The 16877-nt window shown below is 62.2% G+C and carries 15 protein-coding genes; 6 read left to right on the top strand and 9 right to left on the bottom strand.

What is annotated here, in order from left to right; translation table 11 throughout:
- Genes CER19_RS25885 through CER19_RS25875 form a run of 3 tightly spaced genes read left to right on the top strand, consistent with a single transcriptional unit; the run spans position 1 to position 2777 of the window.
- Positions 1-879, top strand: a complete 879-nt coding sequence (locus CER19_RS25885) for a metal ABC transporter substrate-binding protein (RefSeq protein WP_116668473.1) — start codon at positions 1-3, stop codon at positions 877-879.
- Positions 876-1436, top strand: coding sequence for a DapH/DapD/GlmU-related protein (locus CER19_RS25880; protein ID WP_005792581.1), 561 nt, complete (start codon positions 876-878; stop codon positions 1434-1436). Before CER19_RS25885 ends, CER19_RS25880 begins: the two co-directional genes overlap by 4 nt.
- Before the next feature lie 3 nt (positions 1437-1439).
- Positions 1440-2777 carry a dihydroorotase gene (locus CER19_RS25875; protein ID WP_116668472.1) on the top strand — a complete coding sequence of 446 codons (1338 nt, stop codon included), beginning with the start codon at positions 1440-1442 and terminating at the stop codon, positions 2775-2777.
- On the opposite strand, the gene CER19_RS25870 is transcribed toward CER19_RS25875, so the two are convergent.
- Positions 2774-3295, bottom strand: coding sequence for a DUF3617 domain-containing protein (locus CER19_RS25870; RefSeq protein WP_014720569.1), 522 nt, complete (start codon positions 3293-3295; stop codon positions 2774-2776). The two genes, CER19_RS25875 and CER19_RS25870, sit on opposite strands and share 4 nt — an antisense overlap.
- Positions 3296-3425: 130 nt before the next feature.
- Between CER19_RS25870 and cls the strand changes: the two genes are divergently transcribed.
- Positions 3426-4865 carry a cardiolipin synthase gene (gene cls, locus CER19_RS25865; protein WP_116668471.1) on the top strand — a complete coding sequence of 480 codons (1440 nt, stop codon included), beginning with the start codon at positions 3426-3428 and terminating at the stop codon, positions 4863-4865.
- 131 nt (positions 4866-4996) lie between these two features.
- On the opposite strand, the gene cfaB is transcribed toward cls, so the two are convergent.
- The 8 genes from cfaB to hflK (CER19_RS25820) all read right to left on the bottom strand — a co-directional run bounded on the left by cfaB (position 4997) and on the right by hflK (CER19_RS25820) (position 14178).
- Complete coding sequence (cfaB, locus tag CER19_RS25855; RefSeq protein ID WP_116668469.1) at positions 4997-6181, bottom strand: C17 cyclopropane fatty acid synthase CfaB; 1185 nt, start codon at positions 6179-6181, stop codon at positions 4997-4999.
- A gap of 86 nt (positions 6182-6267) precedes the next feature.
- Positions 6268-7056 carry a DNA-binding domain-containing protein gene (locus CER19_RS25850; protein ID WP_116668468.1) on the bottom strand — a complete coding sequence of 263 codons (789 nt, stop codon included), beginning with the start codon at positions 7054-7056 and terminating at the stop codon, positions 6268-6270.
- The gene (locus tag CER19_RS25845; RefSeq protein ID WP_116668467.1) at positions 7047-7892 is read right to left on the bottom strand and encodes a DUF692 domain-containing protein; all 846 of its coding nucleotides are present in this window, start codon (positions 7890-7892) and stop codon (positions 7047-7049) included. Before CER19_RS25845 ends, CER19_RS25850 begins: the two co-directional genes overlap by 10 nt.
- A 67-nt stretch (positions 7893-7959) precedes the next feature.
- Positions 7960-8211: a hypothetical protein gene (locus CER19_RS25840; RefSeq protein ID WP_116668466.1), complete on the bottom strand. Its 252-nt coding sequence runs from the start codon at positions 8209-8211 to the stop codon at positions 7960-7962.
- 116 nt (positions 8212-8327) lie between these two features.
- The gene (locus CER19_RS25835) at positions 8328-10214 is read right to left on the bottom strand and encodes a heavy metal translocating P-type ATPase (RefSeq protein ID WP_116668465.1); all 1887 of its coding nucleotides are present in this window, start codon (positions 10212-10214) and stop codon (positions 8328-8330) included.
- Complete coding sequence (gene hflK / locus CER19_RS25830; RefSeq protein WP_032894397.1) at positions 10211-11245, bottom strand: protease modulator HflK; 1035 nt, start codon at positions 11243-11245, stop codon at positions 10211-10213. The genes CER19_RS25835 and hflK (CER19_RS25830) overlap by 4 nt, the downstream gene beginning before the upstream one ends.
- Complete coding sequence (hflC, locus tag CER19_RS25825; RefSeq protein WP_165861678.1) at positions 11242-12243, bottom strand: protease modulator HflC; 1002 nt, start codon at positions 12241-12243, stop codon at positions 11242-11244. Before hflC ends, hflK (CER19_RS25830) begins: the two co-directional genes overlap by 4 nt.
- A gap of 9 nt (positions 12244-12252) precedes the next feature.
- On the bottom strand, positions 12253-14178 hold the full coding sequence (gene hflK, locus CER19_RS25820) for a protease modulator HflK (RefSeq protein WP_116668563.1): 1926 nt from the start codon (positions 14176-14178) through the stop codon (positions 12253-12255).
- 318 nt (positions 14179-14496) lie between these two features.
- Here hflK (CER19_RS25820) and CER19_RS25815 point away from each other — a divergent pair, with 318 nt between their 5' ends.
- Together CER19_RS25815 and CER19_RS25810 are read left to right on the top strand one after the other, a co-directional pair.
- Entirely contained in the window at positions 14497-15117 is a 621-nt protein-coding gene (locus tag CER19_RS25815) for a CDP-alcohol phosphatidyltransferase family protein (RefSeq protein ID WP_116668463.1), read from the top strand.
- 10 nt (positions 15118-15127) lie between these two features.
- Positions 15128-16876 carry a bifunctional alpha/beta hydrolase/class I SAM-dependent methyltransferase gene (locus CER19_RS25810; RefSeq protein ID WP_116668462.1) on the top strand — a complete coding sequence of 583 codons (1749 nt, stop codon included), beginning with the start codon at positions 15128-15130 and terminating at the stop codon, positions 16874-16876.
- The last annotated feature ends 1 nt before the right edge of the window (position 16877 follow it).

Raw genomic sequence — 16877 nt, 5'->3', positions numbered from 1 at the left:
ATGCGCGCTCTACTCGTGCTGTTCAGTCTGCTGCTACCGCTTTCGATGGCCCAGGCCGCCGACAAACTCCAAGTGGTTACCAGCTTCAGTATTCTCGATGACATCACCCACCAGATCGGTGGCGAGCATATCCAGATCAGCAACATGGTCGGCCCGGACGCCGACGCCCATACCTACGAACCCACCCCGGATGACGCCAAGGCACTGCTCAAGGCCAAGGTGATTATCAAGAACGGCCTCGGTTTCGAGCCGTGGCTGGACCGCCTGGTCACCAGCACCGAAACCAAGGCAACGGTGGTCACCGCTAGCAAAGGTGTGATTTCCCACACCATGGACGAGGATGGCGAAACCATTCCCGACCCGCACGCCTGGCACAACCTGGCCAACGCCGAGATTTATGTGAGCAACATCACCAAGGCCCTGGTGGCCGCCGACCCTGCCAACAAGACCGCCTACCTGCGCAACAGCCAGGCCTACCTCAAACAAATCCATAGCCTGCTGGAAGAGGCCAAAGCCAAGTTCGGCGCCCTGCCACCGGGTAACCGCCGCATCGTCACTTCCCATGACGCTTTCGGTTACCTGGGCCAGGCCTATGGCATCCAGTTCCTCGCGCCCCAGGGCTTGTCCACCGAACGTGACCCTTCGGCCGCTGAAGTTGCCGCGCTGATCACCCAGATTCGCAAGGACAAGGTCAAAGCCGTGTTCATGGAAAACATCAAAGACTCGCGCCTGCTCAAGCAGATCGCTGACGAAAGCGGCGCACAGATCGGCGGCACGCTGTACTCCGACGCCCTCGCCGCAGAAGGCCCGGCCAGCACCTTCATCGGGCTGTTCGAATACAACCTCAACACCCTGTGCGCCGCACTGAGCCAGCCATGATCCGCAAAAATCCTTCGGGCGACCTGCCGGTGATTGCCGAATCGGCCTACGTCGACAAGACCGCGATCATCTGCGGCAAAGTCATTATTGGAGAGAACGTATTCGTCGGCCCCTACGCAGTGATCCGCGCCGACGAAGTGGATGCCAGCGGCGCCATGGACCCGATCACCATCGGCGCCAACTCCAACATCCAGGACGGCGTGGTCATCCACTCCAAATCCGGCGCAGCAGTGACCATCGGCGAATTCACCTCCATCGCTCACCGCTCTATCGTCCACGGCCCCTGCACAGTGGGCGACCGCGTGTTTATTGGCTTCAACAGCGTGCTGTTCAATTGCGCCGTGGGCGATGGGTGCGTGGTGCGCCACAACTCGGTGGTCGACGGCCGCGACCTGCCCGCCGCTTTCTACGTGCCCTCCACGACGCGTATCGGCCCCAACACCGACTTGTCGCAATTCCCGCCGGTGAGTGTCAGCGCCTCGGAGTTTTCCGAAGACGTGGCACGCACCAACGTCGACCTGGTACGCGGCTACAAAGCCCTGCAAAACGAGTTCTGAACCATGAGCCGCCTGCTGATCCGCAACGCCCGCCTGGTCAACGAGGGCCAGGTATTCGACGCCGACGTACTGATTGCCAATGGCCGTATCGAGAAGATTGCCGCCAGCATTCAAGGCGATAACGAACCGGTGGAGATCGATGCCAACGGCCAGTGGCTACTGCCAGGGATGATCGACGACCAGGTGCACTTTCGCGAACCCGGCGCGCCGGAAAAAGGCAGCTTCTACAGCGAATCGCGCGCGGCAGTGGCCGGCGGTATCACCAGCTTCATGGACATGCCCAACACCAGCCCGGCCACCCTGAACCTGGACGCCCTGACCGATAAAAAGCGCCGCGCCGCCCTGCACTCAGTGGCCAACTACGGCTTTCATTTCGGCGTGAGCAACGACAACCTCGACATCGTCGCCGCCCTAGACCCCCGTCAAGTGGCGGGGGTCAAAGTGTTCATGGGCGCCTCCACCGGCAATATGCTGGTGGACGACCCGCGCATTCTGGAGCGCCTGTTTGCCGAGGTGCCAACCATTCTGCTCGCTCATTGCGAGCACACGCCCAGCATCCTGGCCAACGAGCAGCGCCTGCGCGAACGCTTCGGCGAGCATATTCCCGCCGTGGCTCATCCGCTGATCCGCGATGCCGAGGCCTGCTATCGCTCGTCATCGTTTGCCGTGGAATTGGCCAAACGCCATGGCACGCGTCTGCATGTGTTGCACCTGACCACCGCTCGCGAACTCGCGTTGTTCGAAGACAAGCCCCTGGCCGACAAGCACATCACCGCCGAGGTCTGCCTGCACCACCTGCTGTTCAATGACCGCGATTACCATCGCCTCGGCCACCAGATCAAATGCAACCCGGCGATCAAGACCCGTGCCGACCGCGACGCGCTGCGCCTGGCGTTATTGAGTGATCGTCTGGATGTGATTGGCACCGACCATGCGCCGCATACCTGGGCGCAAAAACAGTTGGGCTATCGGCAAGCGCCTTCGGGCTTGCCTTTGGTGCAGCATGCCCTGCCGGCGTTACTGGAGTTGGTGGCCGACGGGCATTTGCCCCTGACCACTTTGGTAGCCAAGACCAGCCACCGCGTGGCCGACCTGTTTGCCATTGCTGATCGCGGCTACGTGCGCGAAGGCTATTGGGCCGACCTGGTACTGATCAAACCGGAGCCTGCCGGCAAGCCGGTCAACAGCCAGCCTATTCTCGCCCGCTGCGGCTGGACACCCTTTGCAGAGCGCAGCTTTCGCCACAGCGTGAGTACCACGCTGGTCAGCGGCCACCTGGCTTGGCACAACGGCCAGGTGGTCAACAGTTGCCAGGGTTTGCCCTTGCAATTTGGGCGTTAAGCGCGGGGTTTGACCGAACCGCAATCGTTGCCCAGCCACTGGGCGTGGCTGTCCAGGCTACCCTTCTGCTGGATCCCGGTGGCATTGAAGGTACCGTTGACGCTGGTGGTGAATTCTTTCTGGCTCTGGAACGTTGCCACGCCAGTGCCTTGGGCTTTCGGGCAACTGAAGCGGAACTTCCACTGGTTGCCGCTCTTGTCGGTGACCTCCTGTTTGCAGCCCGATTGAGGGTCGGTCAGGGGGATCGAATCGGAGGCCACCTGAGCCGGGGTCAGGCATACCTGTACGCCTTTACCGGCCATGTTGATGCCTTGTTTTTCGAGCATGGCGCGCTGTTCAGGGGTCATCTGTTGCTTGAGTTGACCGAGGATCAGCGACAAGTCCGGCAGGTCCTGGTTATCGACTTTCATATTGCTGGTGGTCAATTCCCACAAGCCCGGCGCCAGCATCTGCGCCTGCGCCGCCACAGGCAGCGACAAACCAACAACCATGGCCAAACCAAGCAGACGAGCATTCATCGGGTAACTCCTGGGTAATTGTGGGCGTTAGACGTCGTAAAGCAGCCAGTGTTGCATGGCAAATAAAATAGCGACATTCACAGCCGTTCATGGTCTTTTACGCACTGGACTGCCCGGAGTTACGTCGTTCATGGATTTCTTTGGCCCGCACTTGCTCGCCTACGTCATTGCCACGCTGCACTTTCTCGGAACGCTCGCCGCGATCCACGCAGTACTGACCGTGCGCACCGCACAAGGCTCGATCGCCTGGGCGTTGTCACTGATGTTCATGCCCTACCTGACGCTGATCCCCTACCTGATTTTCGGCCGCAGCACGTTCGACGCGTACATCCAGGCCCGTCGCCAGGCCAACCAGGAAATGCACACGGCCATCACCGAATTGAACTGGCGCCCGTGGGTGGAGGAAGCGCTCGCGGCGCGCAACTCCAGCGCCTACGCCTCCCTGCGCGCCATGCCCAAGCTGGGGCGCATGCCGTGCCTGGCCAACAATGAAGTGCGCCTGTTGATCAATGGCGATGCCACTTTCGGCGCGATCTTCGAGGCTATCCGTAACGCAAAGACCGCCGTGCTGTTCCAATTCTTCATCATTCACGATGATGAACTGGGCCGCCAATTGCAGGCTCTGCTCAAGGAAAAAGCCGCCCAGGGCGTGGCCATTTACGTGTTGTACGACCGCATCGGCAGCCACGCCCTGCCCCATCGTTATGTGCAAGCGCTGCGTGACGCTGGCGTGCAGGTCAAGGCATTCGCCACCCGCAGTGGCTGGCTCAATCGCTTCCAGGTCAACTTCCGTAACCATCGCAAGATCGTGGTGGTGGACGGCATCACCGGGTTTGTCGGCGGGCACAACGTGGGTGACGAATACCTGGGTAAAAAGCCGCCGTTGGCGCCATGGCGCGATACCCATGTGCAGGTCACAGGCCCAGTGGTGGCGTGCCTGCAGGAGTCGTTTGCCGAGGACTGGTTCTGGGCCGCACGGGAACTGCCGCCGCTGATCCTGCCGGACGCCTACCCGGAAGACGGCGTGCTCTGCCAGTTGCTCGCCAGTGGGCCAGCGGACCCTTATGAAACCTGCTCGCTGTTTTTCGTCGAGGCCATCCATGCCGCGACCGAGCGGGTGTGGATCACCAGCCCGTACTTCGTCCCCGACGAGGCGGTGTTTGCCGCCCTGCGCCTGGCGGTATTGCGCGGAGTCGATGTGCGCCTGCTGCTGCCGTCACGGCCCGACCACCGCATCGTATATGCCGCATCCAGCCTGTACGCCAACGAAGCGGTGCGAGCGGGCGTGCGGGTGTTTCGCTACACGCCAGGCTTTTTGCATCAGAAGGTGGTGTTGGTGGACAGCGAAATCAGCGCCATTGGCAGCGCCAACATGGACAACCGTTCGTTCCGGCTGAATTTTGAGGTAATGCTGCTGACGGTGGATGAAGCCTTCGCCAGCCAGGTTGAACAGATGTTGCTGGATGACTTTGCCCTGGCCCATGAAGTCAGCCAGCAAGAAAGTCGCGAGACCCGTCGCCTGCAACAACTGGGGATGCGCATTGCGCGCTTGATCTCCCCCATCCTCTAACCGCCAACACAAAATTAATGTAGGAGCGAGCTTGCTCGCGAAAAACTCACAGGCGCCGCGTTCATTCAGCAAGTACGCGTTATCGTTGACGTTTTTCGCGAGCAAGCTCGCTCCTACAGTTTTGAGCGTGATCAGCGGTAGAGATCTTCCCGCGTCCACGGCAGTTCATGCCCGCCATCGGCATGGGGTTTCACTGCCAGTATCTGGTGCAGGTTGATCCAGCCTCGGGCAAACGCATAAGCGCAACCGGCCAGGTACAGCCGCCAGATGCGTAGCGCCTGTTCCGGCACCATCTTCGCCGCTGCTTCCAGGTTGTCTTCCAGGCGTTCGCTCCAATGGTCCAATGTGCGGGCGTAATGCATACGCAGGCTTTCGACATCGACCACTTCCAGCCCTGCTTCACTGATCTGGGCGGTCATCATCGCCAGGTGCGGCAGTTCGCCATTAGGGAACACGTAGCGCTCGATAAACTCGCCGGCGCCACGGCCTACGGGGCGGCCGTCGGTGTGCTTGGCGGTAATGCCATGGTTCATCACCAGGCCACCTTCACGCACTGCGCCGAACAGGGTCTGGCAGTACTGCGCCAGGTTGGCGTGGCCGACGTGTTCGAACATGCCCACGCTTACCACTTTGTCGAAACGGCCGTCCTGGGGCAGGTCACGGTAGTCGAGTAATTGCAGGTCAACCTGGTCTTCCAGGCCTTCGGCTTTCACCCGCTCCTTGGCCAGCGCCAGTTGTTCCTTGCTCAAGGTGATACCGAACACCTTGACCCCGAACTCCCGCGCGGCATAGCGCGCCAGCCCGCCCCAGCCACAGCCCACATCGAGTAGATACTCACCCGGCTGCAGCCGCAACTTGCGGCACAGGTGGCGGAATTTGTCTTGTTGGGCCTGGTCGATCGACTCGCTGCCAGTTTCGAAATAACCGCAGGAGTAGGCCATGTCCTGGTCCAGCCATAGCTGGTAGAACTCGTTGGACAGGTCGTAATGGTAGGAGATGGCCGCGGCGTCAGTGGCCTTGTCGTGGATCGAGCGCACCGGACGACTCTCCTCGTCGTCATCGACCAAGGCGTGACTCAACTCGTCACATACCCTGATCACTTCGGTGATGGAGCCTTCCAGCTCCAGCTTGCCCTCGACGAAGGCTTGGCCCAGTGAGTCGAGCGTTGGATGGGTCAGCCTGGATACAACCGTGGGGTCCTTGACCACGATGGTGACACTGGGCTCAGGGCCCAAGTTGAATTCATGGCCGTCCCAGAGTCGAAGACGCAGCGGTAGCTGAAGATTCTGTAAGGCCGGTGGAAGTTGCGCGAGCATGAGTAATCCCCCCTTGTTTCAGACGTCTGCTGTGAGGGTAGACCATGCCCAACAAAGTAGGAAGCTATCGAATGAATAACCTCCTTCTATGGCGCTCGGCGCTCGAGCAAACCATCCTGGATCCACTGTTTCAGCCAAGTGGCCGCTTGCAGCGACGCCCCCTCTGCATAAGTGACCGCGAGCTCAGTACACAGTTCTGAAAAATTCCAACCCATGGTCACCATGCCCGACAGTGCACAGGCTTCAGCAGCGTCCAGGCTGCGGTAGTGGCAGCGGTTCTCGTAGCGCCACACCAGGCAGATTTGCGCCGGGTCCAGCGCCTGGCTGCCGGGGAAGCCGGATTCATCCTTGCTGGCTCGCCAGATCGCCACCGTGTTGAAACGGCAAAGCAGTTGCTGCACCGAAGGCGCCAGCGCAACCCGCAAGGTCGGCCAGTCCTCAGGCGCCAGGTGCGCCATATGATTGAGGGTCAGCGGCTCCCCCTGAGGTGCATCAAACGCCAAGGTAAACGCCCACTCCAGGCGTGCCAACTCAGCCAAAGGCGCACTTTGCGCAGCCATCAGATGCTCAACGATAAACATCGCAAAGCGCTCGCCCACCCAGCGCACGCTGTAATGGGCCGACGGATAACGGCGGATGTAGGCCTCGGTCAGTGAGCAAAACTCCTCATCTCCAAGCCAATACCAGATGGCACCGAAGTCATGGCGCAACACCTCTTGCAGTCGCGACAGATAGGCGTTGTGGTAAATCGCCAGGCCGGTGTCCACATCCAATGTCGGCCCTCCCAGCAAGGTGGCGGCAAAGCCGCTGTTGGCCGCGGGCGCTTCGGATAATAGATGCTGTTCAAACGCCAACTGCCAGTCGATCAGGCGCATAACGCTCTCCGGGCCAAGGCGCTGGCACCCAACTCACGGGCTTTGTTCAACTCGGTGAGCAACTCTTCGAAGGGCGGAAAATGGTCATCGCGTTCCAGCAAGGTCGACACCGGCCCCAAATGCTCCAAAGTTTGCTGATACAGCGCCCACACCGGGTCGCACACTGGATGGTCATGGGTATCGACCACATAGTCGCCATAGTCCATATGCCCCGCCAAATGCAGCTGGCGAATGCTTTCGGGTGGCAGGTTGCGAATGAAGGTCCAGGCATCAAAACCATGGTTACGTGCGCTGACGTAGACGTTGTTGACGTCCAGCAGCAGCTGGCAGCCGCTCAGGTGGGCCAAGGCGTTGAGGAACTCCCACTCGGTGAATTCATCCGCCTTGGAACGCACGTAGCTGGAGACGTTTTCCAGTACCAGCGGGCGCTGCAACACGTCCTGCACCTGACGTACACGGCCGGCCACGTGGTAAAGGCTTTCTTCGGTGTAAGGCAGGGGCAACAAGTCATGTAGCTGGTGCGCACTACCGCGGCTCCAGCACAGGTGATCGGAAATCCACGCCGGCTGAATGCGCTCTGCGAGCTGTTTGATGTGGTTCAGGTAATCCGTATCGAGGGCATGCGGCCCGCCGATGGACAACGACACACCGTGCATCACCAAGGGGTAACGTTCGGCTATCGCATCCAGGTAGTACAAGGCCTTGCCGCCCTGCACCAAGTAATTCTCGGAGATCACTTCGAACCAATCCACAGGCGGCGACTGTTCAAGGATCTGGTGGTAGTACTCACTGCGTAAACCCAGGCCGTAACCCAGACTTGGAAGGGACGCGGACATGACTCACTCCTGGGCAAAGTGTCCGCAGCGGTGGCAGGCAGCCGCCGCGGTTGCACTCGTTTGCCGGTTACTCGCCGACTTTACCGCCAGCGGCGTCGCAGGCCGATTGAGTCATGGCCTTGAAGCCCATCCCTTTGCACTCGCCCAGGCCCTTGCACGCGTGGTCCTTGGTTTTGCAGTCGTTCATGCCTTTGCAGGAGGTCACGCCGTAGCAGTGAACGGTGGCGTCTGCAGCTTGTACCTGAGTGGCCACACCTGCGAACAGAGAAGCAGCGGCCATTGCGAGGGCGGCACCAGCAGCAGCGGATTTAATGCTCATTGTTGTATTCCTCATGATCAGTAGTGGAGCCGGTCCGAACGGATTGTTCAGTCTCGACACAGCACTAGAGTGAGGCCCCCTATCGGCGTTACAGCCATGAGCAAATATTTCTGAAATTATTCGTCGAGCTTCAACAGCGGCTCCTGGAAGCGCAGCAAACGCCCAGCGTTACCCAGTACCAGCAGGGTACTGAGGTTGTGCAGCCCCGCCGCGATCATCGCACCCGCCGCCCCCAACCAGCCAAATGCGGCGAACACCACAATGGCCAGCGTCCAGCCCAAGCCAATGATCACGTTGACCTGCAACGTCTGCCGACACTGGCGACTCAAGCGCACACAGGTACCCAGGCGGCGCAAGTCGCTGCCGATCAGCACCACGTCCGCCGAGGCCAGGGCGATGTCCGCACCGCCCGCGCCCATGGCCACACCGACCACACCGGCCTTGAGCGCCAGGGAGTCGTTGATGCCATCGCCCACCACCATTGGCCTGAAGCCACTGCTGATTTCGCCCAGCACGCGGTTGAGCTTGTCTTCCGGCAGCGCTTGGGCTTCGACATCACTGATGCCCACGTCCAGCGCCAGGCTGTCGGCCACGCTTTGGCGGTCGCCGGTCAGCAGCAGTTGGCGGCCCAGGCCCAAGTCACGCAGCTCTTGCAGGGCCTGGCGCGCTTCGGGTTTGACGCTGTCGGCCAACAGCAGCCAGGCGAGGAACTCGCCGTTCAACGCCAGCCCGGCAATCGGGCCATCATGGGTGGGCACGGTGGTGGTGACGATGCCCAACTGTTCAAATAACTCCGGCCGTCCCAGCGCCGCTTCGCCCTGCTCGGTCTGGGCGACCACGCCCAAGCCCTGACGCTCGCGGATGTCGCTAAGCACCAGCATCTGCTCCTGGGTCGCCAACCCTGCCAACGCTCGGCTGACCGGGTGACTGCTTGCCGAACCGAGGCTGGCCGCCAGGTTCAGCAGCTTTTGGCGATCCGGCGCGCGGGTCTCGATGGACTGCAAGCGCAGGGTGCCAAAGGTCAGGGTGCCGGTCTTGTCGACCACCAGCGATGTCAGGTCGGCCAGTTCTTCCAGGAACGCCGAGCTGCGAATCAGGATGCCATGGCGCGCCGCCACGGCGATCCCGGCAATCGCCGTGGCCGGTGCCGACAACACCAAGGCACAGGGGCACGCTGCCACCAGCACCGCGAGCATCGCCTGGGCGTCATTGGTGACAAACCAGGTAACGGCCGCCAGCAGCAACACCAGCACCATGTAGCTGCCGGCATAGCGTTCCAGCAGCCGGGTGATCGGCGGCTTGGACCGCTCGGCGTTCTGCATCAGCGCAATGACTTTGCCCAAAGTCGATTCGTTACCGGTGCGCGTGACTTCAAGGCGCAGCAGGCCATCGAGGTTGATCGCCCCACCAAACACATGCACGCCCACGCTGGCTTCCAACGGCACCGACTCGCCGGTGATCGGCGCCGTGTCCAGGCTCGCCTGGCCGGACAACACCACGCCATCGGCCGGCACGCGGTCACCGGCACGTACTTCGACGATATCGCCGGTGTTCAAGGTGCCGTTATCCACTTCGGTGATGGTCCCGTCTGCCTGCACCAGGCGTGCGTGGCTGCGGGTGAGTTTGCCCAGGGCATGGATCGCTTCCTGGGAGCCAATCACGCTGCGCTCTTCAAGCACATGGCCAAAGATCATGATGATCGGCAGCAACGCGGCGGTGAGCAGATCACCCGTGGCCCAGGCGCCGAGCATGGCCAGGGCGATCAATTGGTCGGTGATGCCGTGCAGGCTCGGAAAGCGCAGGCTGTACCAGGCTGAACGCATCACCGGCACCGCCACCAACAGCGAAGCTACGCCCAGCAGCAGCTGGCTGACGCCGCTCTGGTCCGGCGCGAGCCAGCGCCACACCAGGCCCAGCACGAGCAAGCCCAGGGCGAGCATCGCCAAGGTCAATTGCCGGGCAGCGCTGCGCTGTTCGGCAGAGGTCAGCATGGGTGCGCTCATTGCTCGGCTCCCTGGATGATCAAGCGGGAGTCGTCTTTGGGATCGACAGTGGTCACTGAACCGGCCTGGCCGAGAATCTTCGGCAGGCGTTCACGGTACAGGCGCAACAGCAAACCGGGGTCTTTGACCTGGGCCAGGCTGGCAACGGTAGCGGTCTGCGCCTGGGCATTGGCCAAGCGCTCGCTGGCCTGGGCATGGGCGACTTGCACCTGGCGGTCAGCCTCCTGGTTGGCGGTCTGGGTGAGTTTTTCCGCTTCAGTGCGGGCGTTGGCCACGGCTTTATCGGCTTGCTGGCTGGCGGTCAGTACCGCGTTGAACGCATTCACCGCAGGCCCTGGCAGGCTCGATTGCACATCGACGCGGGTGGCTTCGATACCCAGCCCCAAGCCGCTGGCCGCCAACTCCGCCAGGCGTTTATTAATGCCTTGCACCAGGTCGCCGCGCAGCCGCTCACGGCGTTCGGCGGCGCCATTGTCGCTGCCGATCAGTTCCGGGCGGGCTACCAGGATGGTGTCCAGATCCCGCGCAGCGGTGAGGGCCACGGCGCTGCGCGTCACCAGTCGATCCAGGGCCGGCAGCACGTGGTCGCCCTGCAACACGAAGGCATAGGGCTCGGTCACCTTGTAGAACACCCGCACGTCCAACTGCACCACCCCGGCATCGCCCGTCAACAGGTAGCCGGAACCGGCCAGGGCATCGCTCAACGGCGTGGCGAAACTGGCCACGCGATCGGCCTGCAGCGCCGCATCGGAACGCAGCAGGTTTTCCACCCGGCGTTCGATCACCCGGTCGGCCGCTGGCAGCAGGACGACTTGTTCGAAAGGCTGCGGCCAAGCCAACAACAATCCGGCGTTCTGAATGCGATCGAGGGCGCCGAAATGCAGAACCACGGCGCGATTTTGCGGGTCGATCTGGCGCACATTGGAAAAGGCCCAGGCCAACGCCGCCAATACGGTGACCGCGTACAGTGCCAGGAACGTCAGGCGTCCGGCCTGGATCCACGGGCTGTCCGGGCTGTCAGGCTCGCTCATGGCTGCAGGTCCTTGGGCCCATCCACCAGGGCGCGAAAAGGCGCGGCGTCGGTACGCAGGATGATCTTGGTCCCCGGCGTGACCACCGTGCCCAGGGTATCCAGCGAGCGCAGCAGGTTGTACAGCTGCGGATTGCCAGCGTAGGCGCGGCCATAAATCTGCGCGGCTTCAACCCGTGACTGCGCTTCGATGTCGGCGGCTTTCACGGTGGCATCGGCCTGCATGATGCGCGCATCACGCTCGGCAGCGGAGCGGATCTGCGCCGCTTCGCGCTTGCCCACGGCGGTGCGTTCGGTGGCGATGGTTTCACGCTCGGCGCGCATGCGGTCAACCGTGGCGGTGAGGGTCACCGACGGCAACGTTAAGCGCTCGATGCCGACCTGCGCCACGCGCACGCCGTAGGTGGTGAGCAATTGTTGATCAATCTGCTGGCGCAACTGCGCTTCAAAATCGGCAATGCGCACTTGGCTGGCGTCGGTATTGATCAAGCTGGACAGGTCAAAGCTGGCCGCCGTGGTTTCCAACGCCGAGCCGACGAAGGTACGAATCTGCCGCGCCGCCTCATCGGGCTGGTTCTGCACCGCACGCATAAAGCGCTGCACGTTGTCGGCATCGCCCTGCACCTGCCACGCCACATAGGCCTGCACGATAATCCGCAAGCCATCGCGGGTACCCACATCCTGCAGGCCGCTGGAGGTGGTGCGCAGGCGCAGGTCCACCGGGATCGCCGCTTCGAACGGTGCCGGCCAGCGCCAGCCCAGGCCCGGCGCCAGCAGCACGCGCGCGGGGTTGCCGAAGCGGGTAATCACCGTGGCCTCGCCGGAACGCACTTGCACCAGGCTTGCCGCTGCCACGGCAAACAGCACCAGCAACACCGCCCACGCCATGCGCCGCCAGGGAAAAGGCCCGGCCGCCTGCTCATCGCCGTGATGGTGATGATGGTGGCCGTGATGGTGGTGATGACCGTGATCATGATCGTGGGAATGAGCGCTCAACAGACAGACTCCTTATTGAACGGCTTTGCGCGGCGCCGACGGGTCGGCGGGCAAGGTAAAAGAACGCAGATCGATCGTCGGCGCACCGGAGCCGCCCAAACGATGATCCAGAATAAGCAGCTTGGCCTGGGCCAGGCCCTGGCTCAGTTGGCCCAGGTACTGTTCCAGCACGAAGGCTTGGCCCGCAGCGGCGTAGGCTTTTTGTTCGGCGGCAAAGCGCAGGTTCGCTGCTTGGGCGCCGGCATTCACTTCGCGGGCACTGGCCTGGGCCTGATCGCGAGCAGTGCTGGCTTTAAGCAGCGCCTGGTTGGTCTGCTCGCTGGCCGCACCGCGTTCACGGGCAATCAGCGCCTGGGCGCCAATCTGCGCGGCTTGCACACCGTGATAAGCGTTGGCGGCCCCAGCCGGCGGATGGATCGCTTCGACCACCGTGGCGAGGATTTCCACACCGCTGTCGAGGGTTTGCAGGTCGGCTTGCACACTGCGGCCAATCTCGTCGGCGAGGCTGGTGCGCTCTTCCCCGAGTAATTCATCCAGGGTGCGCGACGCGAAATCGTGCACCAGGATGCGGCTGGCGGTGCTGCGGATCAGGGTCGGGATATCCGCGCTGTTGTAGGTGGCGGCAAGCGCAGCCTGATCGGTGAGGCCGATGCGGTAGACAAAGCGCACGTCCATATTGACGATCTGGAAGCCCTGCTTGTCGCCGCTGCTACTGGCAATGACCTGGGATTTGTCATTCACATGGCTGGCGTCCCACAGGCGGTTGGCGATCAACGGCGCCGGGCCTTCGGCTGCGGCCAGCTCCGGTGTGGCGGCGTCACTGACGCTGGTCGCCAGCTCATGCACCACGCCGTTTTCAACATTCAGTACGCGGCCCAACGGCCACGGTAAGCCCGCATGCAACCCGGGGCCGAACACCTCGACTGGTTTACCAAAGCGCTCATAAATCCCACGACCTTGCAGGGGCACTTCATGCACACCGGTCAGCGCCCAACCTACTGCCAGCACCACCAGCAGCACCGGGAAAAACGCTCGGCGCATGTAGGTAAAGGCCCAAATCTGGCGCAGGTCGATGCCAAAGCGGTTGTGCAACTCATGCTGCAACGCCAGCAAGGGCTGCGGCGGCCAACGCAGCAGGCCGGCAATGAAACTCTGTGCCATCAAGCGCGGTTCGAGGCGCGGCTGGCGCGGGCTGAACAGCGAGAGCACGCCCCTGAGCAAAAATTCCAGCGCCACCAGCGCCGGCAGCAGCCCGATAAGTGTCGCCAGGCGCAGCGGCCAGACCGACTCCGCGTTGGCAAACAGCAGGCAGATCGCGCTGAGCACCAGGCAGATAATTGCCATCCGGCTCAACTGCGCCAACTGTGAGGCTTCCGGCCATTGGGCAGCGGTTTCCTGGGCCAGGCGGCGTTCGAATACCAGCAGGCCAAACGCCAGGGCCAACGCGAGCGCTGCGCCAATACTTGCCGATTGCCCGATGGCAGCAGCGGGCAACCCCAGGTTCCAGAACTGGAGGATGCTGACCAGCGCCAGCAACGACCAGCCGCCCAACCACAGCACAGGTGCGCCAATCTGCGCCAACAGGCCGTTGCCGAACCGGTTGATCAGGCCCTTATGCCAGGGTGTGGGCTCGATGGATTGTTCGACCGCTTCACCGCTCGGCGCTTCCAGCGCCTGGGCACGCCAATCGGCCACCCACCACGCCGACTGCAAGCCGGCCACCAGCAGCAGCAAGGCCGACGCGCAGTTGATCAATACCACCGGCCACATCGACAGCGGTGCAAACAACGCTACGAACAGCGCCAATATCCAACCACTGAGGGCCAGGGTTGTCAGGCCGATACCGGCCTGGCGCAATCGACGGGCGTGGAACAGCCCCTGCTGAAAACGCGCGAGGCCTTCAACCGAAGCCCCGTCAGCCTCTAGATCCACTTGCATCTGCTCAACGCCCACTTGCACACAATTCGTTACGATATAACACGAAGCGTGAAATTTTTGTTCGAAACACCCAATCCAAATGCACCGTAAATCCCTTGTGGGAGCGGGCTTGCCCGCGAATGCGGTTTGTCAGTAAAAGATATTCTGTCTGGCACACCGCATTCGCGAGCAAGCCCGCTCCCACATTCGACCGGCGCCGTGCTTAATACAGTGACTAACCCCCTATAAACACGAGCCATCACTGGTGTCGGCTGCGATTAGTCGGCACACTTCAGAACAGTTTTTCGCGGGTTCACGGACAAGGAAGCGCCACCCCCCATGATTTCCATCTACCAACTCAAACCGCGTTTTCAAAACCTGCTGCGGCCTCTCGTGCAGCGCCTTTATGACAACGGCACCACCGCCAACCAGATCACCGTGCTGGCCGGGGTTGTTTCCCTGCTGGTGGGGTTGTTGATCGCGGGCTTTGCCCAACACCTCTGGCTGTTTGCGCTGATCCCGCTGTGGATGATTATGCGCATGGCCCTCAATGCCATCGACGGCATGCTCGCCCGGGAATTCGGCCAGCAGTCACGCCTCGGGGCTTATCTCAATGAATTGTGCGATGTGATCGCCGACAGCGCGCTGATCCTGCCCTTCGCATTGATCCCCGATGTGAGCCTGGCGCCGGTGCTGCTGGTGGCGCTGCTTGCGGTATTCAGCGAATACGCCGGGGTGCTGGGGCCGATGGTGGGCGCGTCGCGCCGTTATGACGGGCCCATGGGCAAGAGTGATCGGGCGTTCGTACTCGGGGTGCTGGCCACTGGCGTGGCGCTGGGCTGGCTCGGCGCCGGTTGGGTGGAAGCGGTGATGTGGCTGGTCGCCGCCCTGCTCGCCTATACCTTGGTCAACCGGGTGCGTCAGGGCCTCAAAGAACAACAATCTCTCCCTTCTGCATAAGGATTTTGCGATGCGCGAACAGCAACAGCACACCTTCAGTACCCATGATGGCGTCGAGCTTTTCTATCGGCACTGGCCGGCCACGGCAGGTGCCGGGCCGCGCAAGGCGATCCTGTTGTTCCATCGCGGCCATGAGCACTCGGGGCGTATTGCCCACCTGGTGGATGAACTGGGCCTGCCTGAATTCGACTTCTTCGCCTGGGACGCCCGTGGCCACGGCCAATCCCCTGGCGAGCGCGGCGACAGCCCCAGCTTTGCCACCAGCGCCCGCGACGTGCAGACCTTCTGTAACCACATCAATGCCACCTACGGCATCGAAGAGGAGGACATCGCCGTCATCGCCCAAAGCGTCGGCGCGGTGATCGCGGCCACCTGGGTTCATGATTACGCGCCAAAAATCCGCGCCCTTGTGCTCGCCTCGCCAGCCTTCAAGGTCAAGCTGTACGTGCCCTTCGCCCGCCCCGGCCTGGCACTGATGCGCAAGTTTCGTGGCAACTTTTTCGTCAACAGCTACGTCAAGGCCAAGTTCCTCAGCCATGACCCCGAACGCGTGGCGTCCTACGACAACGATCCGCTGATCACCAAGGCCATTTCGGTGAATGTGCTGCTGGGCCTGTACGAAGCGGCCGACCGGGTTGTCGCCGATGCCCAGGCGATCCAGGTGCCGACCCAACTGCTTATCTCCGGCTCCGACTTTGTGGTGCACCGGAAACCCCAGCAGCAGTTTTTCGACCGCCTCGGCAGCCTGAAAAAAGAGCTGCATATCCTCCCCGGTTTCTTCCACGACACCCTCGGCGAACGTGATCGCGCCGTGGCTGTGAGCAGCGCCAAGCGCTTTATCCTGCAGAACTTTACTCACCCGCTGGACCGCGCCAGCCTGCTGGACGCCGACAAACTCGGTGCCACCTGCGCCGAGTCCGAATCCCTGGCCGCGCCGCTGCCGCGCAATTCCCTGCGCGACCTGTACTGGCGCATGACCCGCGCCAGCATGGGCCTGGGTAAAAACCTGTCGGATGGGGTGAAGCTGGGCTTCGATACCGGCTTCGACTCCGGCAGTACCCTGGATTACGTGTATCGCAACACGCCCACCGGCAAAGGCGCGCTGGGACGGATGATTGACAGCAACTACCTCAACTCCATCGGTTGGCGCGGTATTCGCCAGCGCAAGCTGAACGTCGAGGAGTTGCTGCGCCTGGCCATGGCCAAGCTGCGTGACGACCAGCGCGAAGTACGCATTGTCGACATCGCCGCCGGCCACGGCCGCTACATCCTGGAAGCCTTGCAAGGCGTCTCGCCGCTGCCGGAATCGATCCTGCTGCGCGACTACAGCGACATCAACGTGCGCGACGGGGGCGCGTTGATTCGCGAGAAGGGCTTGGGGGACATCGCCCAGTTCGTCAAAGGCGATGCGTTCGACCGCGCTGACCTGGCCGCCCTGGCCCCCAAGCCGACACTGACCGTGGTGTCCGGCTTGTATGAATTGTTTGCCGATAACGCCATGGTCGGCGGTTCACTGGCCGGCCTGGCCGAAGCCGTGGAGCCAGGTGGTTACCTGGTCTACACCGGCCAACCGTGGCACCCGCAGTTGGAGCTGATTGCCCGCGCACTCACCAGCCACCGGCAGGGCCAGGCCTGGGTGATGCGCCGGCGCAGCCAGGCGGAAATGGACCAACTGGTCGAGGCGGCTGGCTTTCGCAAGGTCACCCAGCGCGTGGATGAGTGGGGCATTTTCACGGTGTCCCTGGCGCAGAAGATCTGAA

Origin of the sequence: Pseudomonas sp. GL93 (assembly GCF_003408955.1) — a bacterium.
Classification (GTDB): Bacteria; Pseudomonadota; Gammaproteobacteria; order Pseudomonadales; family Pseudomonadaceae; genus Aquipseudomonas; species Aquipseudomonas paracarnis.
The sequence above is the reverse complement of the archived record's forward strand: the minus strand, read 5'-3'. Positions and strand labels throughout refer to the sequence as shown.